Annotated in this window: 20 protein-coding genes; 12 read left to right on the forward strand and 8 right to left on the reverse strand. The window is 72.9% G+C overall.

From position 1 onward, the window contains the following. Positions 1-42 precede the first annotated feature (42 nt). The 9 genes from V6U77_RS12385 (at position 43) to V6U77_RS12425 (ending at position 12,001) form a co-directional block, all read left to right on the forward strand. Positions 43-2,556 (forward strand): NADH-quinone oxidoreductase subunit G, encoded by a 2,514-nt coding sequence (locus V6U77_RS12385; protein WP_334606428.1) that lies wholly within the window; start codon positions 43-45, stop codon positions 2,554-2,556. Continuing rightward, complete coding sequence (gene nuoH / locus V6U77_RS12390; protein WP_334606429.1) at positions 2,553-3,908, forward strand: NADH-quinone oxidoreductase subunit NuoH; 1,356 nt, start codon at positions 2,553-2,555, stop codon at positions 3,906-3,908. Before V6U77_RS12385 ends, nuoH begins: the two co-directional genes overlap by 4 nt. Position 3,909: 1 nt before the next feature. Continuing rightward, a complete protein-coding gene (gene nuoI, locus V6U77_RS12395; RefSeq protein WP_334606430.1) occupies positions 3,910-4,551 on the forward strand; it encodes an NADH-quinone oxidoreductase subunit NuoI in 642 nt (213 codons plus the stop codon). Further along, complete coding sequence (locus V6U77_RS12400) at positions 4,548-5,318, forward strand: NADH-quinone oxidoreductase subunit J (RefSeq protein WP_334606431.1); 771 nt, start codon at positions 4,548-4,550, stop codon at positions 5,316-5,318. The genes nuoI and V6U77_RS12400 overlap by 4 nt, the downstream gene beginning before the upstream one ends. Further along, positions 5,315-5,614, forward strand: a complete 300-nt coding sequence (gene nuoK / locus V6U77_RS12405; protein ID WP_132232104.1) for an NADH-quinone oxidoreductase subunit NuoK — start codon at positions 5,315-5,317, stop codon at positions 5,612-5,614. The genes V6U77_RS12400 and nuoK overlap by 4 nt, the downstream gene beginning before the upstream one ends. Positions 5,615-5,625: 11 nt before the next feature. Continuing rightward, positions 5,626-7,584 (forward strand): NADH-quinone oxidoreductase subunit L, encoded by a 1,959-nt coding sequence (nuoL, locus tag V6U77_RS12410; RefSeq protein ID WP_334606432.1) that lies wholly within the window; start codon positions 5,626-5,628, stop codon positions 7,582-7,584. 64 nt (positions 7,585-7,648) lie between these two features. After that, positions 7,649-9,184 (forward strand): NADH-quinone oxidoreductase subunit M, encoded by a 1,536-nt coding sequence (locus V6U77_RS12415; RefSeq protein ID WP_334606433.1) that lies wholly within the window; start codon positions 7,649-7,651, stop codon positions 9,182-9,184. A gap of 88 nt (positions 9,185-9,272) precedes the next feature. Next, a complete protein-coding gene (nuoN, locus tag V6U77_RS12420; RefSeq protein ID WP_334606434.1) occupies positions 9,273-10,826 on the forward strand; it encodes an NADH-quinone oxidoreductase subunit NuoN in 1,554 nt (517 codons plus the stop codon). Positions 10,827-10,915: 89 nt separating this feature from the next. Continuing rightward, positions 10,916-12,001 (forward strand): polyprenyl synthetase family protein, encoded by a 1,086-nt coding sequence (locus tag V6U77_RS12425; RefSeq protein WP_334606435.1) that lies wholly within the window; start codon positions 10,916-10,918, stop codon positions 11,999-12,001. A gap of 42 nt (positions 12,002-12,043) precedes the next feature. Here the strand turns inward: V6U77_RS12425 and V6U77_RS12430 are convergent, their stop codons facing one another. From V6U77_RS12430 to V6U77_RS12440, 3 genes are read right to left on the reverse strand one after another with little or no spacing between them, the layout of a single operon-like run. Further along, entirely contained in the window at positions 12,044-12,526 is a 483-nt protein-coding gene (locus tag V6U77_RS12430; RefSeq protein ID WP_334606436.1) for a hypothetical protein, read from the reverse strand. After that, positions 12,523-12,882, reverse strand: coding sequence for a DUF6915 family protein (locus V6U77_RS12435; protein ID WP_334606437.1), 360 nt, complete (start codon positions 12,880-12,882; stop codon positions 12,523-12,525). Before V6U77_RS12435 ends, V6U77_RS12430 begins: the two co-directional genes overlap by 4 nt. A 46-nt stretch (positions 12,883-12,928) precedes the next feature. Continuing rightward, positions 12,929-14,110, reverse strand: coding sequence for an MFS transporter (locus V6U77_RS12440; RefSeq protein ID WP_334606438.1), 1,182 nt, complete (start codon positions 14,108-14,110; stop codon positions 12,929-12,931). 154 nt (positions 14,111-14,264) lie between these two features. Here V6U77_RS12440 and V6U77_RS12445 point away from each other — a divergent pair, with 154 nt between their 5' ends. Further along, positions 14,265-15,047 (forward strand): IclR family transcriptional regulator, encoded by a 783-nt coding sequence (locus V6U77_RS12445; protein ID WP_334606439.1) that lies wholly within the window; start codon positions 14,265-14,267, stop codon positions 15,045-15,047. A 103-nt stretch (positions 15,048-15,150) separates the two neighbouring features. On the opposite strand, the gene V6U77_RS12450 is transcribed toward V6U77_RS12445, so the two are convergent. Beyond that, positions 15,151-17,262, reverse strand: coding sequence for a PhoX family protein (locus V6U77_RS12450; RefSeq protein ID WP_334606440.1), 2,112 nt, complete (start codon positions 17,260-17,262; stop codon positions 15,151-15,153). A 250-nt stretch (positions 17,263-17,512) separates the two neighbouring features. On the opposite strand from V6U77_RS12450, the gene V6U77_RS12455 reads away from it, so the two are divergent. After that, positions 17,513-18,007, forward strand: a complete 495-nt coding sequence (locus V6U77_RS12455; RefSeq protein ID WP_334606475.1) for a sigma-70 family RNA polymerase sigma factor — start codon at positions 17,513-17,515, stop codon at positions 18,005-18,007. Then, on the forward strand, positions 18,004-18,696 hold the full coding sequence (locus tag V6U77_RS12460; protein WP_334606441.1) for an anti-sigma factor family protein: 693 nt from the start codon (positions 18,004-18,006) through the stop codon (positions 18,694-18,696). The genes V6U77_RS12455 and V6U77_RS12460 overlap by 4 nt, the downstream gene beginning before the upstream one ends. Before the next feature lie 16 nt (positions 18,697-18,712). On the opposite strand, the gene rarD is transcribed toward V6U77_RS12460, so the two are convergent. From rarD to eccE, 4 genes are all read right to left on the reverse strand, one after another. Then, the gene (gene rarD / locus V6U77_RS12465) at positions 18,713-19,642 is read right to left on the reverse strand and encodes an EamA family transporter RarD (protein ID WP_334606442.1); all 930 of its coding nucleotides are present in this window, start codon (positions 19,640-19,642) and stop codon (positions 18,713-18,715) included. Beyond that, positions 19,639-20,139 (reverse strand): GNAT family N-acetyltransferase, encoded by a 501-nt coding sequence (locus V6U77_RS12470; RefSeq protein ID WP_334606443.1) that lies wholly within the window; start codon positions 20,137-20,139, stop codon positions 19,639-19,641. The genes rarD and V6U77_RS12470 overlap by 4 nt, the downstream gene beginning before the upstream one ends. 84 nt (positions 20,140-20,223) lie before the next feature. Further along, the gene (locus V6U77_RS12475; protein ID WP_334606444.1) at positions 20,224-20,610 is read right to left on the reverse strand and encodes a phage holin family protein; all 387 of its coding nucleotides are present in this window, start codon (positions 20,608-20,610) and stop codon (positions 20,224-20,226) included. 57 nt (positions 20,611-20,667) lie between these two features. Continuing rightward, on the reverse strand, positions 20,668-22,620 hold the full coding sequence (gene eccE, locus V6U77_RS12480; RefSeq protein WP_442934422.1) for a type VII secretion protein EccE: 1,953 nt from the start codon (positions 22,618-22,620) through the stop codon (positions 20,668-20,670). Between the last annotated feature and the right edge of the window lie 71 nt (positions 22,621-22,691).

Below are 22,691 nucleotides of genomic sequence, written 5' to 3' on the forward strand. Positions count from 1 at the left end.
GAGCGGCGCGAGCCCCGCAGTCGCGAGCGAAAGGCAAGCACTGTGACCGACGTAGCGAAGCAGACCGAGACCGTCACCCTCACCATCGACGGCGTCGAGGTCACCGCCCCCAAGGGGGCGCTGCTGATCCGGGTCGCCGAGCAGCTGGGCACCGAGATCCCCCGGTTCTGCGACCACCCGCTGCTGGCGCCCGCCGGCGCGTGCCGGCAGTGCCTGGTCGAGGTGGAGGGGCAGCGCAAGCCCGTCGCCTCCTGCACCCAGACCGTCGCCGAGGGCATGGTGGTGCGTACCCAGCTCACCTCCCCGGTCGCCAAGAAGGCGCAGGAGGGGGTCATGGAGCTGCTCCTGCTCAACCACCCGCTCGACTGCCCGATGTGCGACAAGGGCGGTGAGTGCCCGCTGCAGAACCAGGCGATGTCCACCGGGCGCGCCGACTCGCGGTTCCACGAGCACAAGCGGGAGTACCCGAAGCCGCTGCCGATCAGCACGCAGGTGCTGCTCGACCGCGAGCGCTGCGTGCTCTGCCAGCGCTGCACCCGGTTCTCCGAGGAGATCGCCGGCGACAAGTTCATCGACCTGATGGGCCGGTCGTCCGCCGAGGAGATCAACATCTACCGGGACGAGGACTACGGCGTGGACGTGGGCGCGAGCTGCCCCGGCGCCGACGAGGCCGACTCCGGGGACGTGCCCTTCAACTCGTACTTCTCCGGCAACACGGTGCAGATCTGCCCGGTCGGCGCGCTGACCGGCACCCAGTACCGGTTCCGGGCCCGGCCGTTCGACCTGGTCTCCTCCCCGAGCGTCTGCGAGCACTGCTCGGCCGGCTGCGCCCAGCGCACCGACTGGCGACGGGGCAAGGTGCTGCGCCGGCTGGCCGGCGACGACCCGGCGGTGAACGAGGAGTGGAACTGCGACAAGGGGCGGTGGGGCTTCCAGTACACCCGCGCCTTCGACCGGCTCACCACCCCGCTGGTCCGCGACCCGCAGACCGGCGAGCTGCGTGAGGCGGCGTGGAGCGAGGCGCTGGCCGTCGCCGCCGAGGGGCTGCGTGCGGCGCGGGACGGCGGGCAGGGCACCGCGGTGCTCACCGGCGGCCGGCTGACCGTCGAGGACGCCTACGCGTACGCGAAGTTCGCCCGGGTCGCGCTCAACACCAACGACATCGACTTCCGGGCCCGGCCGGTCTCCCGCGAGGAGACCGACTTCCTGGCCAGCTCGGTCGCCGGGGTCACCGACGTCACCTACGCCGACGTGGAGAAGGCGCCGGCGGTGGTGCTGGTCGGGCTGGAGCCGGAGGAGGAGTGCCCGATCCTCTTCCTGCGGCTGCGCAAGGCGTACCTGAAGAAGAAGCTGACGGTGTACGCGATCGCGCCGTTCGCCACCCGCGGCCTGGAGAAGCTCGGTGCCAAGCTGGCCCGGGTGGTGCCGGGCGAGGAGGCGAGCGTGCTCGCCGAGCACGCGACCGTCGCCGAGGCGCTCAGCGCCGAGGGGGCGATCCTGATCGTGGGCGAGCGGCTGGCCAGCGTGCCGGGCGGCCTCTCCGCGGCGGCCGACGTGGCCCGGCGTACCGGGGCGAAGCTGGCCTGGGTGCCGCGGCGCGCGGGTGACCGGGGCGCGGTCGACGCGGGCTGCCTGCCCAACCTGCTTCCCGGCGGCCGCCTCGTCAACGAGCCGGCCGGGCGGGCGGAGCTGGGCGAGGCGTGGGACATCCCCGCCGGGGTCATCCCGAGCCAGGCCGGCCGGGACACCGACGGCATCCTCGCCGCCGCCGCCGGCGGCCAGCTCGGCGCGCTGGTGGTGGCCGGGGTCGACCCGGCCGACCTGGCCGACCCGCGACTGGCCGAGAAGGCCCTGGACGAGGTGCCGTTCCTGGTCAGCCTGGAGCTGCGGATGAGCGCGGTGGCCCGACGGGCCGACGTGGTCCTCCCCGTCGCCCCGGTGGCCGAGAAGGCCGGCAGCTTCCTGGACTGGGAGGGTCGGCTGCGCACCTTCGAAGCGGTGCTGAGCACCGCCGCGATGACGGACGGCCGCGTGCTGGACGCGCTCGCCGCGCAGCTCGACGTGCAGCTCGGCACGGGTGACGTGCTCAGCGTCCGGCGCGAGCTGGGTGCGCTGCCGCGCACCCGCACCGACCGCCCCTCCGCCCCGTCGGTCGAGCCGGCCGCGGTGCGGGAGCCGGGCGCCGGTGAGGCGGTGCTCGCCACCTGGCACCAGCTGATCGACCTGGGCAGCCTGATCGACGGCGACGAGTACCTCGCCGGCACCGCCCGCCCGCCGGTGGTCCGGCTGGGCAAGGGCACCGCGGAGGCGCTCGGCGTCGCCGACGGCGACCCGGTGACGGTGGGCACCGACCGGGGGGCGCTGACCCTGCCGGCGGCGATCACCGAGATGCCGGACGGCGTCGTCTGGCTGCCGACCAACTCGCCCGGCTCGACGGTGCGGCGCAGCCTCGGCGCGACGTCCGGAGCGCTCGTGCGGATCTCCGCCGCCGCGGTCGCCGCCGACACGGCGGACCGTCCGGGCCCGCTCCTCAACGCAGGGGGTGTACAGCAGTGAACGCGGTCTACCTGGCCCAGGATCCGACGCTGGCCGACTTCGGCCGGGACCCCTGGTGGCTGGTCCTCGGCAAGATCGTCTTCGCGTTCGTCGTCGCCGTGCTGGCCACGCTGCTCGGCGTCTGGTTCGAGCGCCGGGTCGTGGGCCGCATGGCGGTGCGGCCCGGCCCCAACCAGGCCGGCCCGTTCGGCCTGCTGCAGACCCTCGCCGACGGTCTGAAGCTGGCCTTCAAGGAGGACATCCTCCCGCGGGCCGCCGACAAGGTCGTCTACTTCTTCGCCCCGGTGATCTCGGTGGTCTGCGCGGTCACCGCGCTGTCGGTGATCCCGTTCGGGCCGATGGTCAGCATCTTCGGGCACCGGACGCCGCTGCAGGTCACCGACGTGCCGGTGGCGGTGCTCGTGGTGCTGGCCTTCTCCTCGCTGGCCGTGTACGGCATCGTGCTCGGCGGCTGGGCCAGCGGCTCCACGTACCCGCTCCTCGGCGGTCTGCGCTCCGCCGCCCAGCTGGTCTCCTACGAGGTCACGATGGGCCTGAGCGTCGTCGCGGTCTTCATGACCGCCGGCACCATGTCGACCAGCGGGATCGTCGCCGCCCAGGGCGACGGCACCCGGCTGAGCATCGGCGGCTTCGAGGTTCCGGCCCCGGGCTGGTACGCGATCCTGCTGCTCCCCAGCTTCATCATGTTCTTCATCGCCATCGTCGGTGAGACGAACCGGGCGCCGTTCGACCTGCCCGAGGCGGAGTCGGAGCTGGTGGCGGGCTTCCAGACGGAGTACAGCTCGCTGAAGTTCGCGCTCTTCATGCTCAGCGAGTACGTCGCGATGGTGACGATGTCGGCGTTCACCGTGACGCTCTTCCTCGGCGGCTGGCACGCACCGTGGCCGATCACCAGCTTCTGGGCCGGCGCCAACTCCGGCTGGTGGCCGATGCTGTGGTTCTTCGCCAAGGTCGTCATGCTGGTGTTCGTCTTCGTCTGGCTGCGGGGCACGCTGCCCCGGCTGCGCTACGACCAGTTCATGCGCTTCGGCTGGAAGGTCCTGCTCCCGATCAACCTGGTCTGGATCCTGGTCCTGGCCGGCCTGCGTTCGATCGAGGACTGGGACTCGCGCGGCAAGCTGATCGCCGTCGGTATCCCCGCCGGCATCCTGCTGCTCGCGACGCTGCTCTGGCCGAGCCGCAAGCCGCAGCCGAAGCCGACGGTCCAGGAGCAGGTCAACGACCGACCGCACGGCAGCTTCCCGCTGCCCCCGATGGACCTGCAGGTACCACCGAGCCCGCGCACCAGGCGCGTGGTCGCCGAGCGGGAGCCGGCCAACATCGCCGCCGGCCCGGACTCCAGGGAGGTGTGACGTGGGCGCGATCACCGGAACGTTCAAGGGCTTCGGTGTCACCTTCTCGCACATGTTCAAGAAGGTCGTCACCACCGACTACCCGTTCAAGCCGCCGGTGTCGGCGCCGCGCTACCACGGGCGGCACATCCTCAACCGGCACCCGGACGGGCTGGAGAAGTGCATCGGCTGCGAGCTGTGCGCCTGGGCCTGCCCGGCGGACGCGATCTACGTCGAGGGTGGCGACAACACCGACGAGCAGCGCTTCTCGCCGGGTGAGCGGTACGCCAGCATCTACCAGATCAACTACGCCCGCTGCATCTTCTGCGGGCTGTGCATCGAGGCCTGCCCGACCCGTTCGCTCACCATGAGCAACGAGTACGAGCTGGCCCGGGACAACCGGCAGGATCTGATCTTCACGAAGGAGCAGCTGCTCGCGCCGCTGCTGCCGGGCATGGAGCAGCCGCCGCACCCGATGCGGTTGGGCGACAGCGAGAAGGACTACTACGTCGGCGCGCTGACCAACCCGGGCACCTCGGCCGGGGCGGAGCACTCGGCCGACAACCCGGGCCGGTACCAGGTGGAGGAGCACCCCGGTGTGACCTTCCCCGGTGCCGAGCAGCACGCCCAGCGGGCGGCGGCCGCCAAGGGGGACGGAGCATGACCACGCAGACGGTGCTCGCCGCGGCGGGCGGGGTCTCCGGCGGGGAGCAGGTGACCTTCTACATCCTGGCCCCGCTGGCGCTGATCGGCGCGATCGGGATGGTCGCGGCGCGCAACGCCGTGCACTCGGCCCTGTGGCTGGTGCTGACCATGCTCTGCCTGGGCGTGTTCTACGTGCTGCAGGCCGGACCGTTCATCGGCATGGTGCAGATCATCGTCTACACCGGCGCCATCATGATGCTGTTCCTCTTCGTGCTCATGCTGGTCGGCCGCGACGCCTCGGATTCGTTGATCGAGACGCTGCGGGGCCAGCGGGTGGCCGCGGTGGTGCTCGGGCTCGGCTTCGCCGGCCTGGTCGGCGGCGGGCTGTGGCGCGCGCTGGAGGGCACCACGGCCGTCGGCCTGGGGCAGGCCAACGCCGAGGGCAACGTGCAGGGCATCGCGCGGCTGCTCTTCACCAAGTACGTCTTCGCCTTCGAGCTCACCTCGGCGCTGCTCATCACGGCCGCGATCGGTGCGATGGTCCTGGCCCACCTCGAGCGGCGCAAGGAGGACCGGATGGACCAGCCGAGGACGATGCGGGAGCGCTTCGCCCCGGGCAACTACCCGGGCCCGAAGCCCGGCCCGGGTGTCTTCGCGACCTCCTCCTCCGTGGCGACCCCGGCCCGCCTGCCGGACGGCCGGCTGACCGATCGGAGCACCCCGGACATCCTGCCGGTGCGGGAGCTGACCGACCGGGAGACCACGCTGAAGGGGACGGACAAGTGACGCCCGACTACTACCTGGTGCTGGCCGCGGTGCTCTTCACCATCGGCGCGGTCGGGGTGCTGATCCGGCGCAACGCGATCGTGCTCTTCATGTGCATCGAGCTGATGCTCAACGCGGCCAACCTGACGCTGGTCACCTTCAGCCGGATCAACGGTGACCTCAACGGCCAGATCATGGCGTTCTTCGTGATGGTGGTGGCGGCGGCCGAGGTCGTGGTCGGGCTCGCGATCATCATGGCGATCTTCCGGACCCGACGCTCCGCGAGTGTCGACGACGCCAACCTGCTGAAGTACTGAGGGGTCCTGCGGTGGGAACGATTCTGACGAACGCCCCGGCTGAGCCGGTGGGCACCGTCGCCTACGCGACGGCGGACGGGCTGCTGGGCAGCGTCTGGCTGCTGGTGGCGATCCCGCTGGTCAGCGCGGCGGTCCTGCTGCTGCTCGGCCGGCGGGCGGACCGCTGGGGGCACTGGCTCGGGGTGGCCGCCATCGGCGCCGCGTTCGTGCTGGGCCTGACCTACTTCCTCCAGCTGCGTGGCCTGGAGAACAAGTCGGTCGAGCTGAGCCTGTGGGACTTCATCACGGTCGGCGACCTGCGGGTGGACTTCGGTCTGCTGTTCGACCCGCTGGCCGCCGTCTTCGTGCTGCTGATCACCGGGGTGGGCTTCCTGATCCACCTCTACGCGGTCGAGTACATGGCGCACGACGCGGGACGTCGGCGGTTCTTCGCCTACTTCAACCTGTTCGTCGCCGCCATGCTGCTGCTGGTGCTGGGCAACAACTACGTGATGCTCTACTTCGGCTGGGAGGGCGTCGGTGTGGCGTCTTACCTGCTGATCTCCTTCTGGTACGAGCGGCCCAGCGCCGCCACCGCCGGCAAGAAGGCGTTCCTGATGAACCGGGTCGGCGACGCCGGCCTGGCGATCGGCATCTTCATCATGTTCGCCACCCTCGGCACCACCCAGTACGACGAGGTCTTCAACGGGGTCGGCTCGCTGACCGCGACCACGGTGCTGGTGCTCGGCCTGCTGCTGCTGCTCGGCGCGACCGGCAAGTCCGGCCAGTTCCCGCTCCAGGCGTGGCTGCCGGACGCGATGGAGGGCCCGACGCCCGTGTCGGCGCTCATCCACGCCGCCACCATGGTCACCGCCGGCGTCTACCTGATCGCCCGGTCGAACCCGATCTTCTCGGCCAACTCCACGCTCCAGCTCGTCGTGGTGAGCGTCGGTGTGCTGACGCTGCTGATCGGCTGCATCATCGGCGCGGCCAAGGACGACATCAAGCGGGTGCTGGCCTGGTCGACGGTGAGCCAGATCGGCTACATGTTCCTCGGCGTCGGCCTCGGCGGCGGGGCGTACGCCCTGGCGATCGTGCACCTGCTGGCGCACGGCTTCTTCAAGGCCAACATGTTCCTCGGCGCCGGCTCGGTCATGCACGGCATGAAGGACCAGGTCGACATCCGGCGCTTCGGCGGGCTGTCGAAGCACATGAAGATCACCTGGATCACCTTCATGATGGGCTGGCTCGCCATCATCGGCATGTTCCCGTTCTCCGGCTTCTTCTCCAAGGAGCCGATCATCGTGGCCGCGTTCGAGCGGGACGACTGGACGGCCTGGCTCTTCGGCATGGCCGCGCTGCTCGGCGCCGGGCTCACCGCGTTCTACATGACCCGGCTCTTCGTGCTCACCTTCCACGGGCCGAAGCGCTGGACGGAGGACATCGAGCACCCGCACGAGTCGCCCAGGCTGATGACCATCCCGCTGATCCTGCTCGCCGCGGGTTCGGTCGGGGCCGGTTTCCTGCTCGCCACCTCCGTACCGGACTGGCTGCAGGCCACCGCCGGGCTGGGCGCCCAGGAGGAGGGGCACCACGCGGTGCTCTCGCACACCGTGATCACCGTGCTCTCGCTGCTGGTCACCGTCCTCGGCGCGGGCCTGGCCTGGTTCCTCTTCCGCAACGGCACGGCCACCGCGCCGCAGCCGGCCGGGGTGCTGGTCACCGCCGCCCGCCGCAACCTCTACACGGACGCGGTCAACGAGGCGGTCTTCGAGAAGCCGGGCATCTTCCTCACCCGGGCACTGGTCTACCTGGACAACCGGGGCATCGACGGGCTGGTCAACGGCCTGGCGGCGGGGATCGGTGGCGGCTCGGGTCGGCTCCGGCGGCTCCAGACGGGCTTCGTCCGGTCGTACGCCACCTCGATCCTGACCGGCGCGCTGCTGGTCCTGGCGGCGTTCCTGGCCGTCGAGGCGGGGTGGCTGGCGTGATCGACCTCTTCCAGGCGGCCGTCACCGGCGGACCGCGCAGTGACGACGGAGGTAAGGCCGCATAATGTCCGACTTCCCGTTCCTCTCGGTGCTCACCGTGGCACCGCTGGTCGGCGCCCTGGTGGTGGCCTTCCTGCCGCGCAGCCGGCCGGAGCTGGCCAAGCAGGTGGCGCTCGGCTGGTCGCTGCTGGTGCTGGCGCTGTCGGTGGTCATGTGGGTGACCTTCAAGGTCGGCGGTGAGCGCTTCCAGTTCCGCGAGTCCTACGCGTGGATCCCGAACTGGGGCGTCAACTTCACCTTCGCCGCCGACGGCATCGCGTTGGTGATGCTGATGCTGATCGCGGTGCTCGTGCCGCTGGTGATCCTGGCGTCCTGGCACGACGCCGAGTCGTCCAAGCGGTCGGTGCCGGTCTACTTCGCCCTGCTGCTCGTCCTCGAGTGCACGATGATCGGCGTCTTCGCCGCCGCCGACGTCTTCCTGTTCTACGTGTTCTTCGAGGTCATGCTGGTGCCGATGTACTTCCTCATCGGCAGCTACGGCGGGCACCAGCGGCAGTACGCGGCCGTGAAGTTCTTCCTCTACTCGCTGGTCGGCGGTCTGTTCATGCTCGCCGCGGTGATCGGCCTCTGGGTCGTCGGCGGGAAGACCTTCGACTGGCAGGCGCTGTCCCAGGTGGACATCACCACCGGCACGGAGCGCTGGCTGTTCCTCGGCTTCTTCCTCGCGTTCGCGATCAAGGCGCCGTTCTTCCCGTTCCACACCTGGCTGCCGGACGCCGGTGGTGCGGCCCCGGCGGGCGCGGCGGCGCTGCTCGTCGGCGTGCTCGACAAGGTCGGCACCTTCGGGATCCTGCGCTACTGCCTGCCGCTGTTCCCGGACGCGGCCAAGTGGTTCGCCCCGTGGGCGCTGGCGCTGGGCGTGATCGGCATCATCTACGCCGCGCTGCTGGCCGTCGGCCAGAACGACCTGAAGCGGCTGGTGTCGTACACCTCGATCGCGCACTTCGGCTTCATCGGGGTGGGCATCTTCGCCTTCACCACCCAGGCCGGCACCGGCGCGGTGCTCTACATGGTCAACCACGGGCTCGCCACCGGCCTGCTCTTCCTGGTGGTGGGCATGCTCATCGCCCGGCGGGGCTCGGCGCTGATCAGCGACTTCGGCGGTGCCGGCAAGCTGGTGCCGGTCCTGGCCGGGGTGCTCTTCTTCGCCGGTCTGGCCTCACTCGCGCTGCCCGGCACCGCGCCGTTCGTCTCCGAGTTCCTGGTGCTGATCGGCACGTTCACGGTGAACAAGCCGGTCGCGGTGATCGCCACGCTCGGCATCATCCTGGCGGCCGCGTACGTGCTGTGGATGGTGCAGCGCACCACCCAGGGCACGCTCAACCCGGCGCTGACCCAGATCGACGGCATGCGGCGCGACCTCAACCTGCGCGAGAAGTTCGTGGTCGCCCCGCTGATCGCACTGATCCTGCTGCTCGGCTTCTACCCGAAGCCGGTCACCGACGTGATCAACCCGGCCGTCCAGGCGACCATGCAGGACGTCGGCCGGACCGACCCCGCCCCGACCTCGGGCGGCACCGTCCAGGAGGCGGCAAAGTGAGCCCCGCAGTCGCGAACGTAAGGTCTGTGTCGGTGAGCGCGAGGAGTGACCTCGCGAGCCCCGCAGTCGCGAACGAAAGGCCGGCCCAGTGACCGAGCTGAAACTGCCGTCGATCGACTACGGGGCGCTCGCTCCCACTCTGATCATGCTGGGCGCCGCGCTGCTGGGCGTGCTGGTCGAGGCGTTCGTGCCCCGCCGGCTCCGGCACGTGGTCCAGCTGACGATGGCACTGCTGGCGGTGCTCGCCGCGCTGACCATGGTGGTGCTGGCGGCCGACGCGCGGAAGATCACGATCGGTGGGGCGATCGCGGTGGACGGGCCGACGCTCTTCCTGCAGGGCGCGATCCTGGTCCTCGCGGCGATGGCGTTGCTGCTCATCGGCGAGCGCTCGGTGGAGCGGGGCGGGGCGTTCGTCGCCCAGGCCGCGGTCACCGCCGAGTCGTCCGACGACCGGCGACAGGCCGAGGGCAAGAACGGCCTCACCGAGGTCTACCCGCTGACCTCGTTCGCCATCGGCGGCATGCTGATCTTCGTGGCGGCGAACGACCTGCTGACCATGTTCATCGCGCTCGAGGTCTTCTCGCTGCCGCTGTACCTGCTCTGCGCGCTGGCCCGCCGCCGGCGGCTACTGAGCCAGGAGGCCGCGCTGAAGTACTTCATGCTTGGCGCGTACGCCTCCGCGTTCTTCCTGTTCGGCGTGGCCCTGATCTACGGCTTCACGTCGGGCATCCCCGGCCGGCAGGCGGGTGTCGACTTCGCCACCATCGACGCGGCCGTCACGGACTCCCCGGCCAGCCCCCTGCTGCTCTTCGCGGGCATGGCGCTGCTCGCCATCGGCCTGCTCTTCAAGGCGGCGGCGGCCCCCTTCCACGTCTGGACGCCGGACGTCTACCAGGGCGCGCCGACCCCGATCACCGGCTTCATGGCCGCCTGCACGAAGGTCGCCGCGTTCGGCGCCCTGCTGCGGGTGTTCCACGTCGCCTTCGACGGGGCACGGTGGGACTTCACCCCTGTCCTCGGTGCGGTGGCGGTGCTGACCATGCTGGTCGGCGCGGTGCTGGCCGTCACGCAGACCGACATCAAGCGGCTGCTGGCGTACTCCTCGATCGCCAACGCCGGCTACCTGCTGGTCGGCGTACTGGCACCGGGGGCCGAGGGGATCTCCGGGACGATGTTCTACCTGGTCGCGTACGGCTTCTCGGTGCTCGCCGCGTTCGCCGTGGTGACCCTGGTGCGCGACGCCGACGGGGAGGCAACCCACCTGTCCCGCTGGGCCGGGTTGGGGCGGCGCTCGCCGTTCTACGCCGGCATCTTCACCTTCATCCTGCTGGCCTTTGCCGGAATCCCGCTGACCAGCGGTTTCACGAGCAAGTTCGCGGTCTTCGGCCCGGCGCTCGAGGGCGGGCAGGCGTGGCTGGTGATCGCCGGCGTGCTGACCAGCATGGTGCTGGCGTTCCCGTACCTGCGGGTCGTGGTGATGATGTGGCTCTCCGAGCCCGGCGAGTCGACGCCGACCGTCGCCGTGCCCGGCGGGCTGACCTCGGCCGCGCTGATGATCGGCGTGCTCGCCACGCTGGTGCTCGGCGTCGCGCCCGCGCCGCTGCTCGACCTCGCCACGGGCGCCGCCGAATTCGTCAGATGACCGACGCTCACCCCACGGGGGCCGGTACGCCACAGCGTGCCGGCCCCCGTGCCGTATCCCCCGTCCCGGGCAGGTCGGAGGGGTGTGGCATGGTTGATGGCGTGGTGAATCCGGCTGGCGAGCGTTCAGGTGCCCCCGGGTCCGGCGGCCGTCGGACCAGGGTGAGCACGAGTCAGTTCGGCGCGCTCGGCCTCTATCTCGCCGACCCCCGCGTCGAGGCGTCCGTGCTGGGCCTGCTGGAGGGCGTCGAGTCCGAATTGCGCGCGAGCGTGGCCAGTGCCGACCCGTTCGTCACGGAGGCCGCGCGGCACCTCGTGGAGGCCGGCGGCAAGCGGTTCCGCCCGCTGCTGGTGACGCTGGGCGCCCAGTTCGGTGACCCGACGAACGCGCAGGTCGTGCCGGCCGCCGTGGTGATGGAGCTCACCCACCTCGCGACGCTCTACCACGACGACGTGATGGACGAGGCCGACGTGCGCCGGGGAGCGCCGAGCGCCAACTCCCGGTGGACCAACTCGGTCGCCATCCTCGTCGGCGACTACCTCTTCGCCCGCGCCGCCGACATCGCCGCCGACCTCGGCATCGAGGCCGTACGCCTGCAGGCGCGCACCTTCGCCCGCCTCGTGCACGGCCAGATCGCCGAGACCGTCGGCCCGCGCCCCGGCGACGACCCGGTGGCCCACTACCTCGACGTGATCGCGGGCAAGACCGGCTCGCTGATCGCCACCTCGGCCCGCTTCGGCGGCATGTTCGGCGGTGCCGCCCCCGAGCACACCGAGGCGCTGGCCGGCTACGGCGAGACCATCGGCGTGGCCTTCCAGCTCTCCGACGACCTGCTCGACATCGCCTCGGAGTCGGCCGAGTCGGGCAAGACGCCCGGCACCGACCTGCGCGAGGGCGTGCCCACCCTGCCGGTGCTCTACGCGCTCGCCTCGGACGACGCCGACGCCGCCTCCGTGCGGCTGCGGGAGATCCTGGCGACCGGCCCGCTGACCGACGACGACCTGCACGCCGAGGCGCTCGGCCTGCTGCGCGAGAGCCCGGCGCTCAAGCGGGCCCGCGAGACGGTCCGCAGCTACGCCGAGGAGGCCCGGGAGCAGCTCTCGCCGCTCCCGCAGGGCCCGGCCCGCCGCGCCCTCGAATCCCTCTGCGACTACATCGCCGACCGCACGAGCTGACGCCCCGGGGCCGCCCCGCGGCGAGGGCGGCCCGCCGGTCGCTCACTCGTGCTCGTAGTACCGGACCTGGATCCCCTCCCGGCGCACCGTCACCTCGGCGTGGTCGCCGAAGGCATCCAGCAGGACGTTGTCGAAGCCGCCCTCCTCGAGGGCCACGGCGAGGGCGTACGCGCGCTGGTAGCGGCCCTCGTCGCGGCCCTGGTAGGGCCCGCGCCTGCCGGAGACCCGCCGCGGACCCCCGAGGCTGGGGTGGGGTTCGGCGTACTTGCCTACCTCGAGGTCTTTCGGGTGGACCCGAGGCCCGTCGCCGGTGGTGCGCACCCAGAACCCCTCGACGCTGAAGTCGCACGTGTCCCCGTCGTTGAAGTAGGGGGAGTACTGTCGCCAGCCGAACTCGGTGACGGCGTCGTCGTCGAGCAGGGCCCGCAGCAGGGGCTGCAGTTCCTCCAGGGGGCGCTGCGTAGCCCGGCGGGCCGGGGTGATCTCGCCCTCGACCGGGATGCCGAGAAAGCTGATGTGACTCACGTGTCGCCTCCGAGCAGGGTGGAGAGGGGCAGGTCCTTACGTTGGGCGCCGGACATCCAGGGACGGATCGGCATCCCCGAGAAGTAGTCGGCGGGGCTGGGCAGCCAGCCGAGGTCCTCCAGTACGTGTCGTTCGGCGATCAGGCGGACCGGTACGCTCCTGCGGCCGACCTGCAACGTGTCGCCGAAGATCCGCTGGCAGAGGTAGATGCCCGCGGTGTGGTGGTACATCGCGCGGTGCCGGACGTCGCCGATGATCTGCTTGGAGGAGTCGATGAACTCCTCGATCGGCAGGTAGTCCTCCGGGGTGCCTCCCCACTTGCGCGCGGCCGACTGGGCGTGGTGCCAGGAGTTCATGACAGGCAAACTAGCTTCCGGTGCCGACAGGTCGGCCCGGCAGGGCTCACCGGCGGGCGAGCATCCGGCTGCCGGTGAGCATCAGGGCGGCGGCCAGCAGCATCGACCCGGCGGCCACGAGCCACATCGCCGGGTAGCCGGCGTGCGCGGCCACGGCGCCGAGGCCGAGCGGGCCGAGGCAGCCGCCCGCGTACACCCCGGTCTGGGTGACCGAGGTGGCGGCGGCCGGGGCCTGCGGGTGCAGCCGGACCACCGCGAAGGTCATCAGGCCCGGCCACGCCCAGCCGAGGCCGAAGCCGAGCAGCACGCCCGCCACCAGCGGCACCGGTCCGGCGACCGCGAGCAGGCCCAGCCCGCCCGCGCCGGCCACGAGCATGCCGGCGATGAGGGCGACGTGCCCGGCGGCGCGCCGGTCCGCGAGCCAGCCGAGGGTGATCCGGGCCGCCACGCAGACCGCGCTGCCCAGGGTCAGGGTCAGCCCGGCCGACCCGGGTGACAGCCCCCGGCCGGCCGAGGAGTCGACCACGAAGGTGCCGAGCGCGTTCGCGGCGGCGGCGGCGAAGGTCCCGGCCGCCCCGACCACCACCAGGGCCGCGGTGGCGCGGCCGGCGCGGGCGGGGGCGGCCGTCCGGGCGGGGCGCGGCTCCCGCGCGGGTACGGCGGGCAGCGTCGCCAGGGCTGCGCCGGCGGCCGCCACGAACGCCCAGCGCCAGCCGGCCGTGAGCGCCACGGTCGGCACCGCCGCCCCGGCCAGCAGGGTGGCGACGGGAATGGCGGCCTGCTTCACCCCGAACGACAGCCCCTGCCTGCGGGCCGGCACGTGCCGGGCGAGCGTGGCGTTGCTGGCGAGCTGGCCGAGGGCGTTGGCGGTGCCGGCGAGGGCGAGCAGCCCGAGCAGGACCGGGTACGAGCGGGCCACCGCCGCCACGGCCAGCAGGCAGGCGGCGGAGAGCAGGACGCCGGCGCGGGCGACCACGGCCGGCCCGTACCGCTCGGCGAGCGCGCCGGAGGGCACCGACGCCAGCGCCCCCACCCCGAAGTAGACCGACACGGCCAGGCCCAGACCGGCCGGGGAGAAGCCCAGGTCCTCGCCCATCTGCACGGCGAGACCGCCGAGCAGGAAGACCGGCAGGACGCAGGCGATGGTGACGGCGACCGCCCCCGCCACGGCCCGCGTGGGCCGGGGCGACGTGCCGCCCGGGGCGGGCTGGAGCGCGATGTCGGTCATGGTCCGGCAAACCTACGCGAACGACGATCACGTCACGGAACGTGCCTGTCGAGGCACGCGCTGTTCATGACGATCTGGCATCCTCCACCCGGACAGGCATTTCGCACCCGGCCTGTTTTTCATATGGTGTAAGTCCCCGGCGGCGGAGGTGGTTGTGCGCGACCCCTTGGCAGAACCTTCGGACCTGATCCGGAGCGTGTCTCGCGCACTACGAGTGCTCGAGTCGGTCGGTCGCGCCCCGAAGGGGCTCACCGTCAAACAGATCGCCCGGCGCTGTGAGCTGACCGTGGCGACGACCTACCACCTGGTCCGTACCCTCGCCTACGAGGGCTACGTCATCCGGCGCGAGGACGGCACGTACATCGTGGGCCTGGAGGTGGCCGACCGCTACCGCGAGCTGGTGACCGCGTTCCGGGGGCCGCCGACCGTCGGGGAGAGCCTGCGTCGGGCCGCCGTGGACACCGGCTACAGCCACTGCCTCGGCCGGTTCGTGGGCGGGCAGGTGGCGGTCACGGCCGTGGCCGAGGGCTCGCGCTCGCCGTACCTGGAGGATCTGATGCCCGGGTTCGACGAGGGCGCGCACGCGACCGCCCTCGGCAAGGCGCTGCTCGCCACGCTGACCGCCGAGCAGCGCTTCCGCTACCTGCGCGACTACGGCATGCGCCCGTTCACCTCCGCGACCCTGACCACCGCCGAGGCGTTCGAGGTGGACCTGGCCGCCGGGGACCGGCGGGGCATGCAGTTGGAGCTGGGGCAGTTCCGGCAGGGCGTGGCCTGCGCCGCGGTGCTGGTGAGCCCCGACAAGGACATGGAGCGCCGGGTGGTGCTGGCCTGCGCGTTGCCGGCCGGCGAGATGATGACCTCCGCCCGCGTGGTCCGGGCGAAGCTGCTGACGGCGGCCCGGACGATCGCCGACAACCTGGTCGCCGACAACTGACCCCGCCCGCGCCGCCCCCGGGCTCGGAAGCAACCGAGGGCCCGCTCCCCGGCTGGGAGCGGGCCCTCGGTGGCGGTCCGGCCCGGGACCGCCCGAGGAGGGGTCAGCTGCCGATCGGGCCACCGTCCAGGCGCCAGGCGACCACCACGCCCGGCTTGGCGTAGTCGCCGTCCGGCCAGTTCGAGGCCGGCTTCTCGACCGACGCCCCGCTCAGCTCGCCCGGGTGCTGCACCGCCACGAAGACCGAGCGGTTGTCCCCGGTGATGAACGGGCCGCAGGCCTCCGCGCCCACCGGCACGGTGAGGAACTGCTTCAGATGGCCCCGCTCCGGCCCCTCGACGGCCGTGGCGAAGAGACCGTCGTTGCTGCCCAGCGCGTTGCCGTCCGTGGAGACCCAGAGGTTGCCGGTGGCGTCGAACGCCACGTTGTCGGGGCAGGAGATCGGGGAGACCTTCGTCTTGTCGTACCCGGCGAAGAAGGTCGACGGGTCCGTCGGGTCACCGGCGACGATGGGCAGCGACCAGGTGAACGCCTCGCCCGCGTTGTCACCGCGGTCCTCGACCAGCTCCAGCACCTGGCCGTGCTTGTTGAGGTTGCGCGGGTTGGCCTCGTCGGCGGCCGGCTTGCCGGCCTTGCCCCGGTCGGTGTTGTTGGTCAGCGCCACGTACACCTTGCCGGTGAGCAGGCTGGGCTCGACGTCCTCCGGGCGGTCCATCTTGGTCGCCCCGACCCTGTCGCCGGCGAGCCGGGTGAAGGTGAGCACGTCGGCGGCGGTCATCCCGTCGACGTACGAGCGGTTGCCGCTGACCAGCCTGATCCACCGGCCCCGGCCGTCGAACGCCCCGTCGGACGGGAGCCGGCCGGAACCGTCGATCTCGCCGGCGCTGCTCTCGTCGAGCTTGGCGACGTAGAGGGTGCCCGACTCCAGCAGGGTCAGGTTGTGCCGGCGGGCCACCCGGGAGTCGCCCTTCATGAACTTCCTGTCGGAGACGAACTTGTACAGGTAGTCGAAGCGCTCGTCGTCGCCCATGTACGCGACCACGTGCCCGCTCTTCGCCACGATGACGTTCGCGCCCTCGTGCTTGAACCGCCCCAGCGCCGTGTGCTTGCGCGGGCGGCTCTCCGGGTCGTACGGGTCGATCTCCACGATCCAGCCGTGCCGGTTGGCCTCGTTGGGGTGCTTCGCCAGGTCGAACCGCTCGTCGGCGCGCTCCCACCTGCGGCTGCCGCTCGGGTACCGGGTCGTCGTGGTGATGCCGTAGCGGGCCAGCTTCGGCCGCACCTCCTCGGCCACCGCGTCCCCGCCGACGAAGTACTGGTTGAAGTTCTCCTCGCCGGAGAGCACGGTGCCCCACGGGGTCACGCCGCCGGCGCAGTTGTTCAGCGTGCCGACGACCGTACGGCCCTTCGGGTCGGCGGCGGTCCGCAGGTGCGCGGAGCCGGCGGCGGGCCCGGTCAGCTCGAACTTCGTGGCCAGCGCCGTGACCCGCCGGTTGTACGGCCGCCGACCCTTCGTGACCGGCTGCCACCGCCCGGTGCCGTCGACCCGCTCCAGCTCCACGACGGACATTCCGTGCGCGGCCATCGCAATCCGGAGCTGCTCGACGCTCAGCGCGTCCTGGCTGGTGAAGCCGGGGAACATCAGGTCCTCGTTGGTGTACTCGTGGTTGACCACGAGCAGGGCACGCTTCCGCCCGTCCAGTGGCAGCACCCCGACGAAGTCGTTGTTGTAGCCGAACTGCCCGGCCTGGGCGGCGGCGGTCTGGGCGCGCACGTCGAACGCGGGGGCGCCCGGCACGACCGGGTCGCCCCAGCGCATGACGACCGCGTGGTCGTAGCCGTTGGGCACCACGAGGCTGTCCAGGGTGTTCGGCGGGACCGGCTTGAAGGTCAGCGCGCCGTTGCCGACGCCCCCCGGCGGGCGGCCGAAGCCTGCGGCCACGGGGGCGACGGGTGCGGTGGGGGCCGCCGCGGCGGGGGCGGCACCGGCCAGCGCGCCGCCGAAGCCGAGGACCAGCGCGCCGACCGCGCCGCCCCGGACCAGGCCGCGCCGGGACACCTCCGCGTTCACCACGTCCCCGAAGTACGCGTTGTCGGAGGTGTTTGGCACCGGGTGGTCGCACGCGTTGCCGCACCGGTAGAGACAGGTCATCGCGTCGCGGCTGCCGTGGCGGGTGGCGCCCAGCAACGGGAGCAGCCGGGGACGGTCGCTCATGGAAGGAGCCTCCTGATGGGGGTCGGTGCACGCCGGACCAGCCGCTGGCGTGCGTACCCGCCGGACGCTAGGAGGGCGTGGTGAGCGGTCGTCGGCTCCGGCGTGAACCGGGTGTGAACACCTCGGCCGGGAATCCCGCGACGACCTGCGGCTGAACCGTTCGGGGCGACGGCACGTATTCCCGGGCGTACGCCACCGCCGGACTCGCGCCGACAGCGAGGAGACCGCCATCAGCGACCACGACGCCCACCTGCTCCGCGCGCTGCACGACGAGCACGCCGAGGCGCTGTACGCGCACGCCCTGCGGCTGGTCGACGGCGACCGGCAGCGGGCCGAGGACCTGGTGCAGGAGACGCTGCTGCGGGCGTGGCGGCACCCGGAGTCGCTCGACCCGACGCGCGGCTCGGTGCGGTCCTGGCTCTTCACCACCGCCCGCAACCTGGCCATCGACGCCTGGCGGCGCCGCTCCGCCCGGGTCGGCGAGGTCTTCACCGACGAGCTTCCGGAGCCGTCCGAGGCCGTGGACGAGGCGGAACGCGCGGTGGAGGCGTGGACCGTCGCCGAGGCGCTGAACCGGCTCAGCCCCACCCACCGCGAGGTGCTCATCGAGTGCTTCTACCAGGGGCGGTCGGTGGCGGAGGCGGCCTCCCGGCTGGGCGTGTCGCCCGGCACGGTCAAGTCCCGGACCCACTACGCCCTGCGCTCACTACGGTTGGTCCTGGCCGAGATGGGAGTGACGGAATGACCCGGTGCGAGTTCGCGCACGACGACGGCGCGTACGTGCTGGGTGCGTTGGCTCCCGCCGAGCGGGTGGCCTACGAGCGGCACCTCGCCGGCTGCGCCGCCTGCCGGCGGGCGGTCGCCGAGATCGCCGTCCTGCCCGGGCTGCTCGGCCGCCTCGACCCGGCCGGCCTGGAGCAGTTCCTGCCGCCGCCGGAGGACCCCCGGGTGCCCGAACTGCTCGCCGCCGCGCGGGAGCGCCGCCGCCGGGAGCGGTCGGCCACCCGCCGCCGGTACGCCCTCACCGCGCTCGCGGCCGCCGCGCTGGCCCTGGTCGTCGGCGTCGGCACCGCCGCACTGCTGCCCCGGGAGGCGGCCGGCCCGACCCCGGTCGAGGTACGGATGGTCGCCATGCAGCCGGTCGCCGGGACGGTGCCGGTGCACGCCGAGATCGCCCTCAACGGCACCGACTGGGGCACCGAGGTGAAGATGCGCTGCGGGTACGACGCGAAGGCCGGCTACGCCAAGGCGTACACCTTCCGGCTGGTGGCGCACGGCCCGGGCGGCGCGACGGAGCAGATCGGGTCCTGGCTGGCCGCGCCCGGCGACGACCTGCGGATCACCGGCGCGACCCGGTTCACCGACGCGGAGCTGGTCCGGCTGGAACTGCTGCGCGCCGACGGCACCCCCGTCCTCGCCTACGACCTCCGCTGACGCGGCGCGCGCCGCGTCAGCGGGTGCTGGCGACGGCCTCGGCCCGGCGGGCGGCGAGAGTGGCGGCACGGGTCTGCCGGGAGTGGCGCACGGCGTCGACGGTGAAGACGATCAGTGCGGCCCAGACCAGGGCGAAGCCGGCGAGCCGGGCCGGCGGCATCGGCTCGTGGAAGACCAGCACCCCGCAGCCGAGCTGGAGGATCGGGGCCAGGTACTGGATCATGCCGAGACCGGTGAGCGGGAGCCGGTTCGCCGCCCCGGCGAAGAGCAGCAGCGGGATCGCGGTCGCCGCCCCGGCCGACACCAGCAGCACGGTGTGCCCGAGCGACACCTGCCCGAAGGTGGCGTCGCCGCCCGCCGTCAGCCAACCCAGGTACGCCAGCGCGGGCAGCGCCAGCACCGCCGACTCGACGAAGAGCCCCTCCGTGGCGGGCAGCCCCAACCGCTTCTTGACGAAGCCGTACCCGGCGAAGCTGAACGCCAGGACCAGCGCCAGGTAGGGCAGCCGACCGTAGTCGACGGTCAGCACGGCCACGGCCAGCCCGCCGATGCCGAGGGCCAACCACTGCGTGGGGCGCAGCCGCTCGTGCAGCACGGTGACGCCCAGCAGCACCACCACCAGCGGGTTGATGAAGTAGCCGAGGGCGGTCTCCACCACCCGGTCGGAGTTCACGCCGTAGATGTAGGTGCCCCAGTTCACCGCGATCAGCGCGGCGGCCAGGCCGACGCCGGCCAGCGCCCGGGGCCGGCGCAGCAGCGCCCGCAGGAACGCGACGTTGCGCATCGCCGCCAGCAGCAGCGCGACGAACACCACCGACCAGACGATGCGGTGGGCCAGGATCTCCATCGACCCCGCCGGGCGCAGCAGCCGCAGGTAGAGCGGGAAGAACCCCCAGAGCAGGTACGCGAGGAAGCCGTAGAGGTAGCCGAGGCGCAGTGGCGTCACGCCTCCACCGTAAGGGCCGGGTGGCCGCCCGGCTCCTTGCCGGTGACCGGGCTCACCGGCTGGTCTCGCTGGTCGAGCTGCATCCAGCGGTGCGGGTCGGTCATCGGGGCGAACCCGACCTTCGCGTACACCGGGTGGGCGTCGGCGGTCGCCAGCAGGATCCGGCGTACGCCCAGGGTGGCGAGGTGGTCGCGGACCGCCCCGGCCAGCCACGTGCCCAGCCCCCGGCCGCGCTCGCCCGGGTCGACGTACACGTCGCAGAGCCAGGCGAACGTGGCCCGGTCGGTGACCACCCGGGCGACGGCGACCTGCCGGCCGTCACCCGGGCGGTAGACGCCGAACGGCACCGACCCGGCGAACGCCCGCGCCACCGTCTCCCGGTCGCGCCCGATCGCCCAGTACGCGTCGGTGCAGAGCCAGTGGTGCACCAGGTCCAGGTCGATCCGGTCCGCCTCGGTGCTGAGCAGGTAGCCGTCGTCGCGGGTCAGGGTGAACATGCCCGCGAGGCTAGCCCCGCCACCGGGCCCGATCAGCGGCCAATTCCCGCCTCGTGGTCGGCCCGCCCGCGCCGGCGTCCCCGGTCAGTCCCGGTCCAGGACGGCCCCGAGGATCCAGGTGACGATGCCGACGAGGAGCGCGCCGAGCACCGCCTCCGGCCAGAAGCCGTCGACGTGGAAGGGCAGCCCGGCCTGGTCGGCGATCCAGCTCGTCAGCAGGAACAGCAGCCCGTTGACCACCAGCGCGATCAACCCCAGCGTCAGCAGGTAGAACCCACAGCCGACGGTCTTGATGATCGGCTGGAGTACCGCGTTGACCACGCCGAAGATCACCGCGACGAGGATCAGCGTGACGACCGCCTCGCCGGTGGACGCCGTGCTCAGCGTGATGCCGGGGATGAGCAGCGTGGCCAGCCAGAAGGCCAGCGCCGTGCTGCCGAGCCTGATCAGCAGCCCTTTGAGGAAACCCATGGCCGGGATCGTGCCACGGACGGACAAACTGCGGTAGCCGCGAGATCGCCGGCCCGCTCAGCGGCGGGAGGGCCGACCGACCAACTGCGACTCGATCGGGGTGGGGGAGAGCAGCGCCCAACGCAACGCCCGCCGGTTGACCACCGCGACCATGTCGTCCCGGATGCGGGTCAGCCACTCCGCCGACCCGCCGAGCCCCAGCGCGGCGCCCGCCACCGCGGCCTCGGCTGGGTCGAGTGGTTGCAGCACCGCCAGGTCGGCGCGGCCCAGCGCGTCGGCGTCGGAGGCGGTCAGCTCGTCGCGCACCAGCAGCGTCGTCCGCCAGGGGGACGCCGGCTGCGTCTCGGCGGGCGTCGTGCCGGCGTCGACGACGACCAGCAGCGGGCACAGCGGCGAACCCGGCTCGCCCACCGGGCGGCCGGGCGGGACCACCGGGATCATCGCGCCGGGGGTGCCGACGCCCCGGACGAACGGCTCCCACGCGCGTGGCCGGGCGGTCTGCACCACCACCCGGGCCCCGAGCGCCATGGCCCGCACCACCAGCAGTTGCGCCGCGCGTACGCCGCCGACCAGCAGCACCCGGGTCGCCTCCGGCCGGAACAGCCGGACGGTCACCGCGCCGCCGTGCCGGTTCCTGCCGACCATCAGCCCCGCCTCGCCGAGGAGCAGCTCCAGACCGTCGGGCGCCGGCCCCGGACCCGCCCCGCCCGCCGCGAGGGGCAGCGTGCCGGCCAACCCGTCGAGCTGCGCCCCGTCGAGCCGGTGCACCTCGCCGCCCATCTCGGCCACCAGCCGGCGCAGCGCCTGCGCCGCGATGGAGAGCTCCGCCGCGGTGGCGGCAGCCAGTCGTACGGTCAGCTCGGCCGGTGCCGACGCGGGGTCGGCGCCGGCCCACGGCCCGACGCCGAGCGAGACGGTGGTCGCCGTCGCGGGCAGCGCGAGCAACCGGGACACCAGCCGCCGGCCCGCGTCGGCACGCGCGTCGGGCCAGCGGCGCAGCCGGAACGTGGTCTGCAGCAGATCCCCCGCGCGGACCGCCTGCCAGGACTCCTGCGCGGGATGGTCGTCGTGGTGGGCCAGCTCCGCCAACACCCGCAGCGTCGCGTGCTCGCCCAGCGGTCGGGCGGTGACCGGCCCGAGCCGGCGCGTGATCCGGCGCACCGTGCCGGAGAGCGCCCGCCGCAGCTCCTCTCCCGTCCAGCCCTCGACGCGCAGCACCCGCACGGCGAGCACCGCCCGTTCCCGCCCGGCGAGCCGCCCGTCGGTGAGCTGCCGGTACGAGGTGGCCACGGTGCCGCCACCCGCGCCGACGGTCGGCGCCGGTGAGCCCGTCAGCAGCAGTTGGAGCCGGACCGGGGGGCCGTCCGGCGCGGCGGCCGGCAGCAGCGCCGCCGGTACGGGCAGCACGCGGGGGGCGTCGCCGAGCAGGTCGGCCGGGTCGCCGACCTCCAGTACGGCCACCACGCCCCCGGCGTCGTCCAGCACGGCGGCCGGCGTGCCGGCCAACTCGGCGGGGCGGACGACCGCGCCCGGGTCGACGAGGCCCAGCAGGGCCGCCGGGCCGGCGGCCGGCGGCAGCGCCCGGCGGCGCGTGGCGTAGCCCAGGCCGGCGGTCAGCCACTCGAACAGCCACCGCCCCCGCAGCCGCACCCACGCCACGGGCAGCAGCAGGGCGGCCACTCCCACGGCGGCCACCGTCACCGGCACACCCCGGCCGGCGGCCGCGACCACGGCTGCCAGCGCGACCTGGGTGGCGACGACCTGACCGGCCCGGACACCGGTGCCGCTGCGCCGGGCGGCCCGGACCGAACGCGACGGTGGGGCGAGAGCAGGCACCGGGGAACCGGCCGGGCCGGGCCCCCCGGACAGGCCGGACGGGGTGGACGGGCCGGAGAGGCCGGAGAGGCCGGACGGGGTGGGCGGGCCGGGCGGCGCCGGCACGAGGGCCGAGGCGACCGGGCCGGCACCGTGGCCCGGAGCCGGCCGGTGCGGGCCCGCACCGGTGGTCACCGTCACCGCGCCTCCTCGACCGGTCACCCACTGCGACACCGACGCCGCCCATCGTAAGGGGCCCGCCCGGC

This window comes from Micromonospora sp. CPCC 205546, from assembly GCF_036902715.1.
Lineage (GTDB): Bacteria > Actinomycetota > Actinomycetes > Mycobacteriales > Micromonosporaceae > Micromonospora.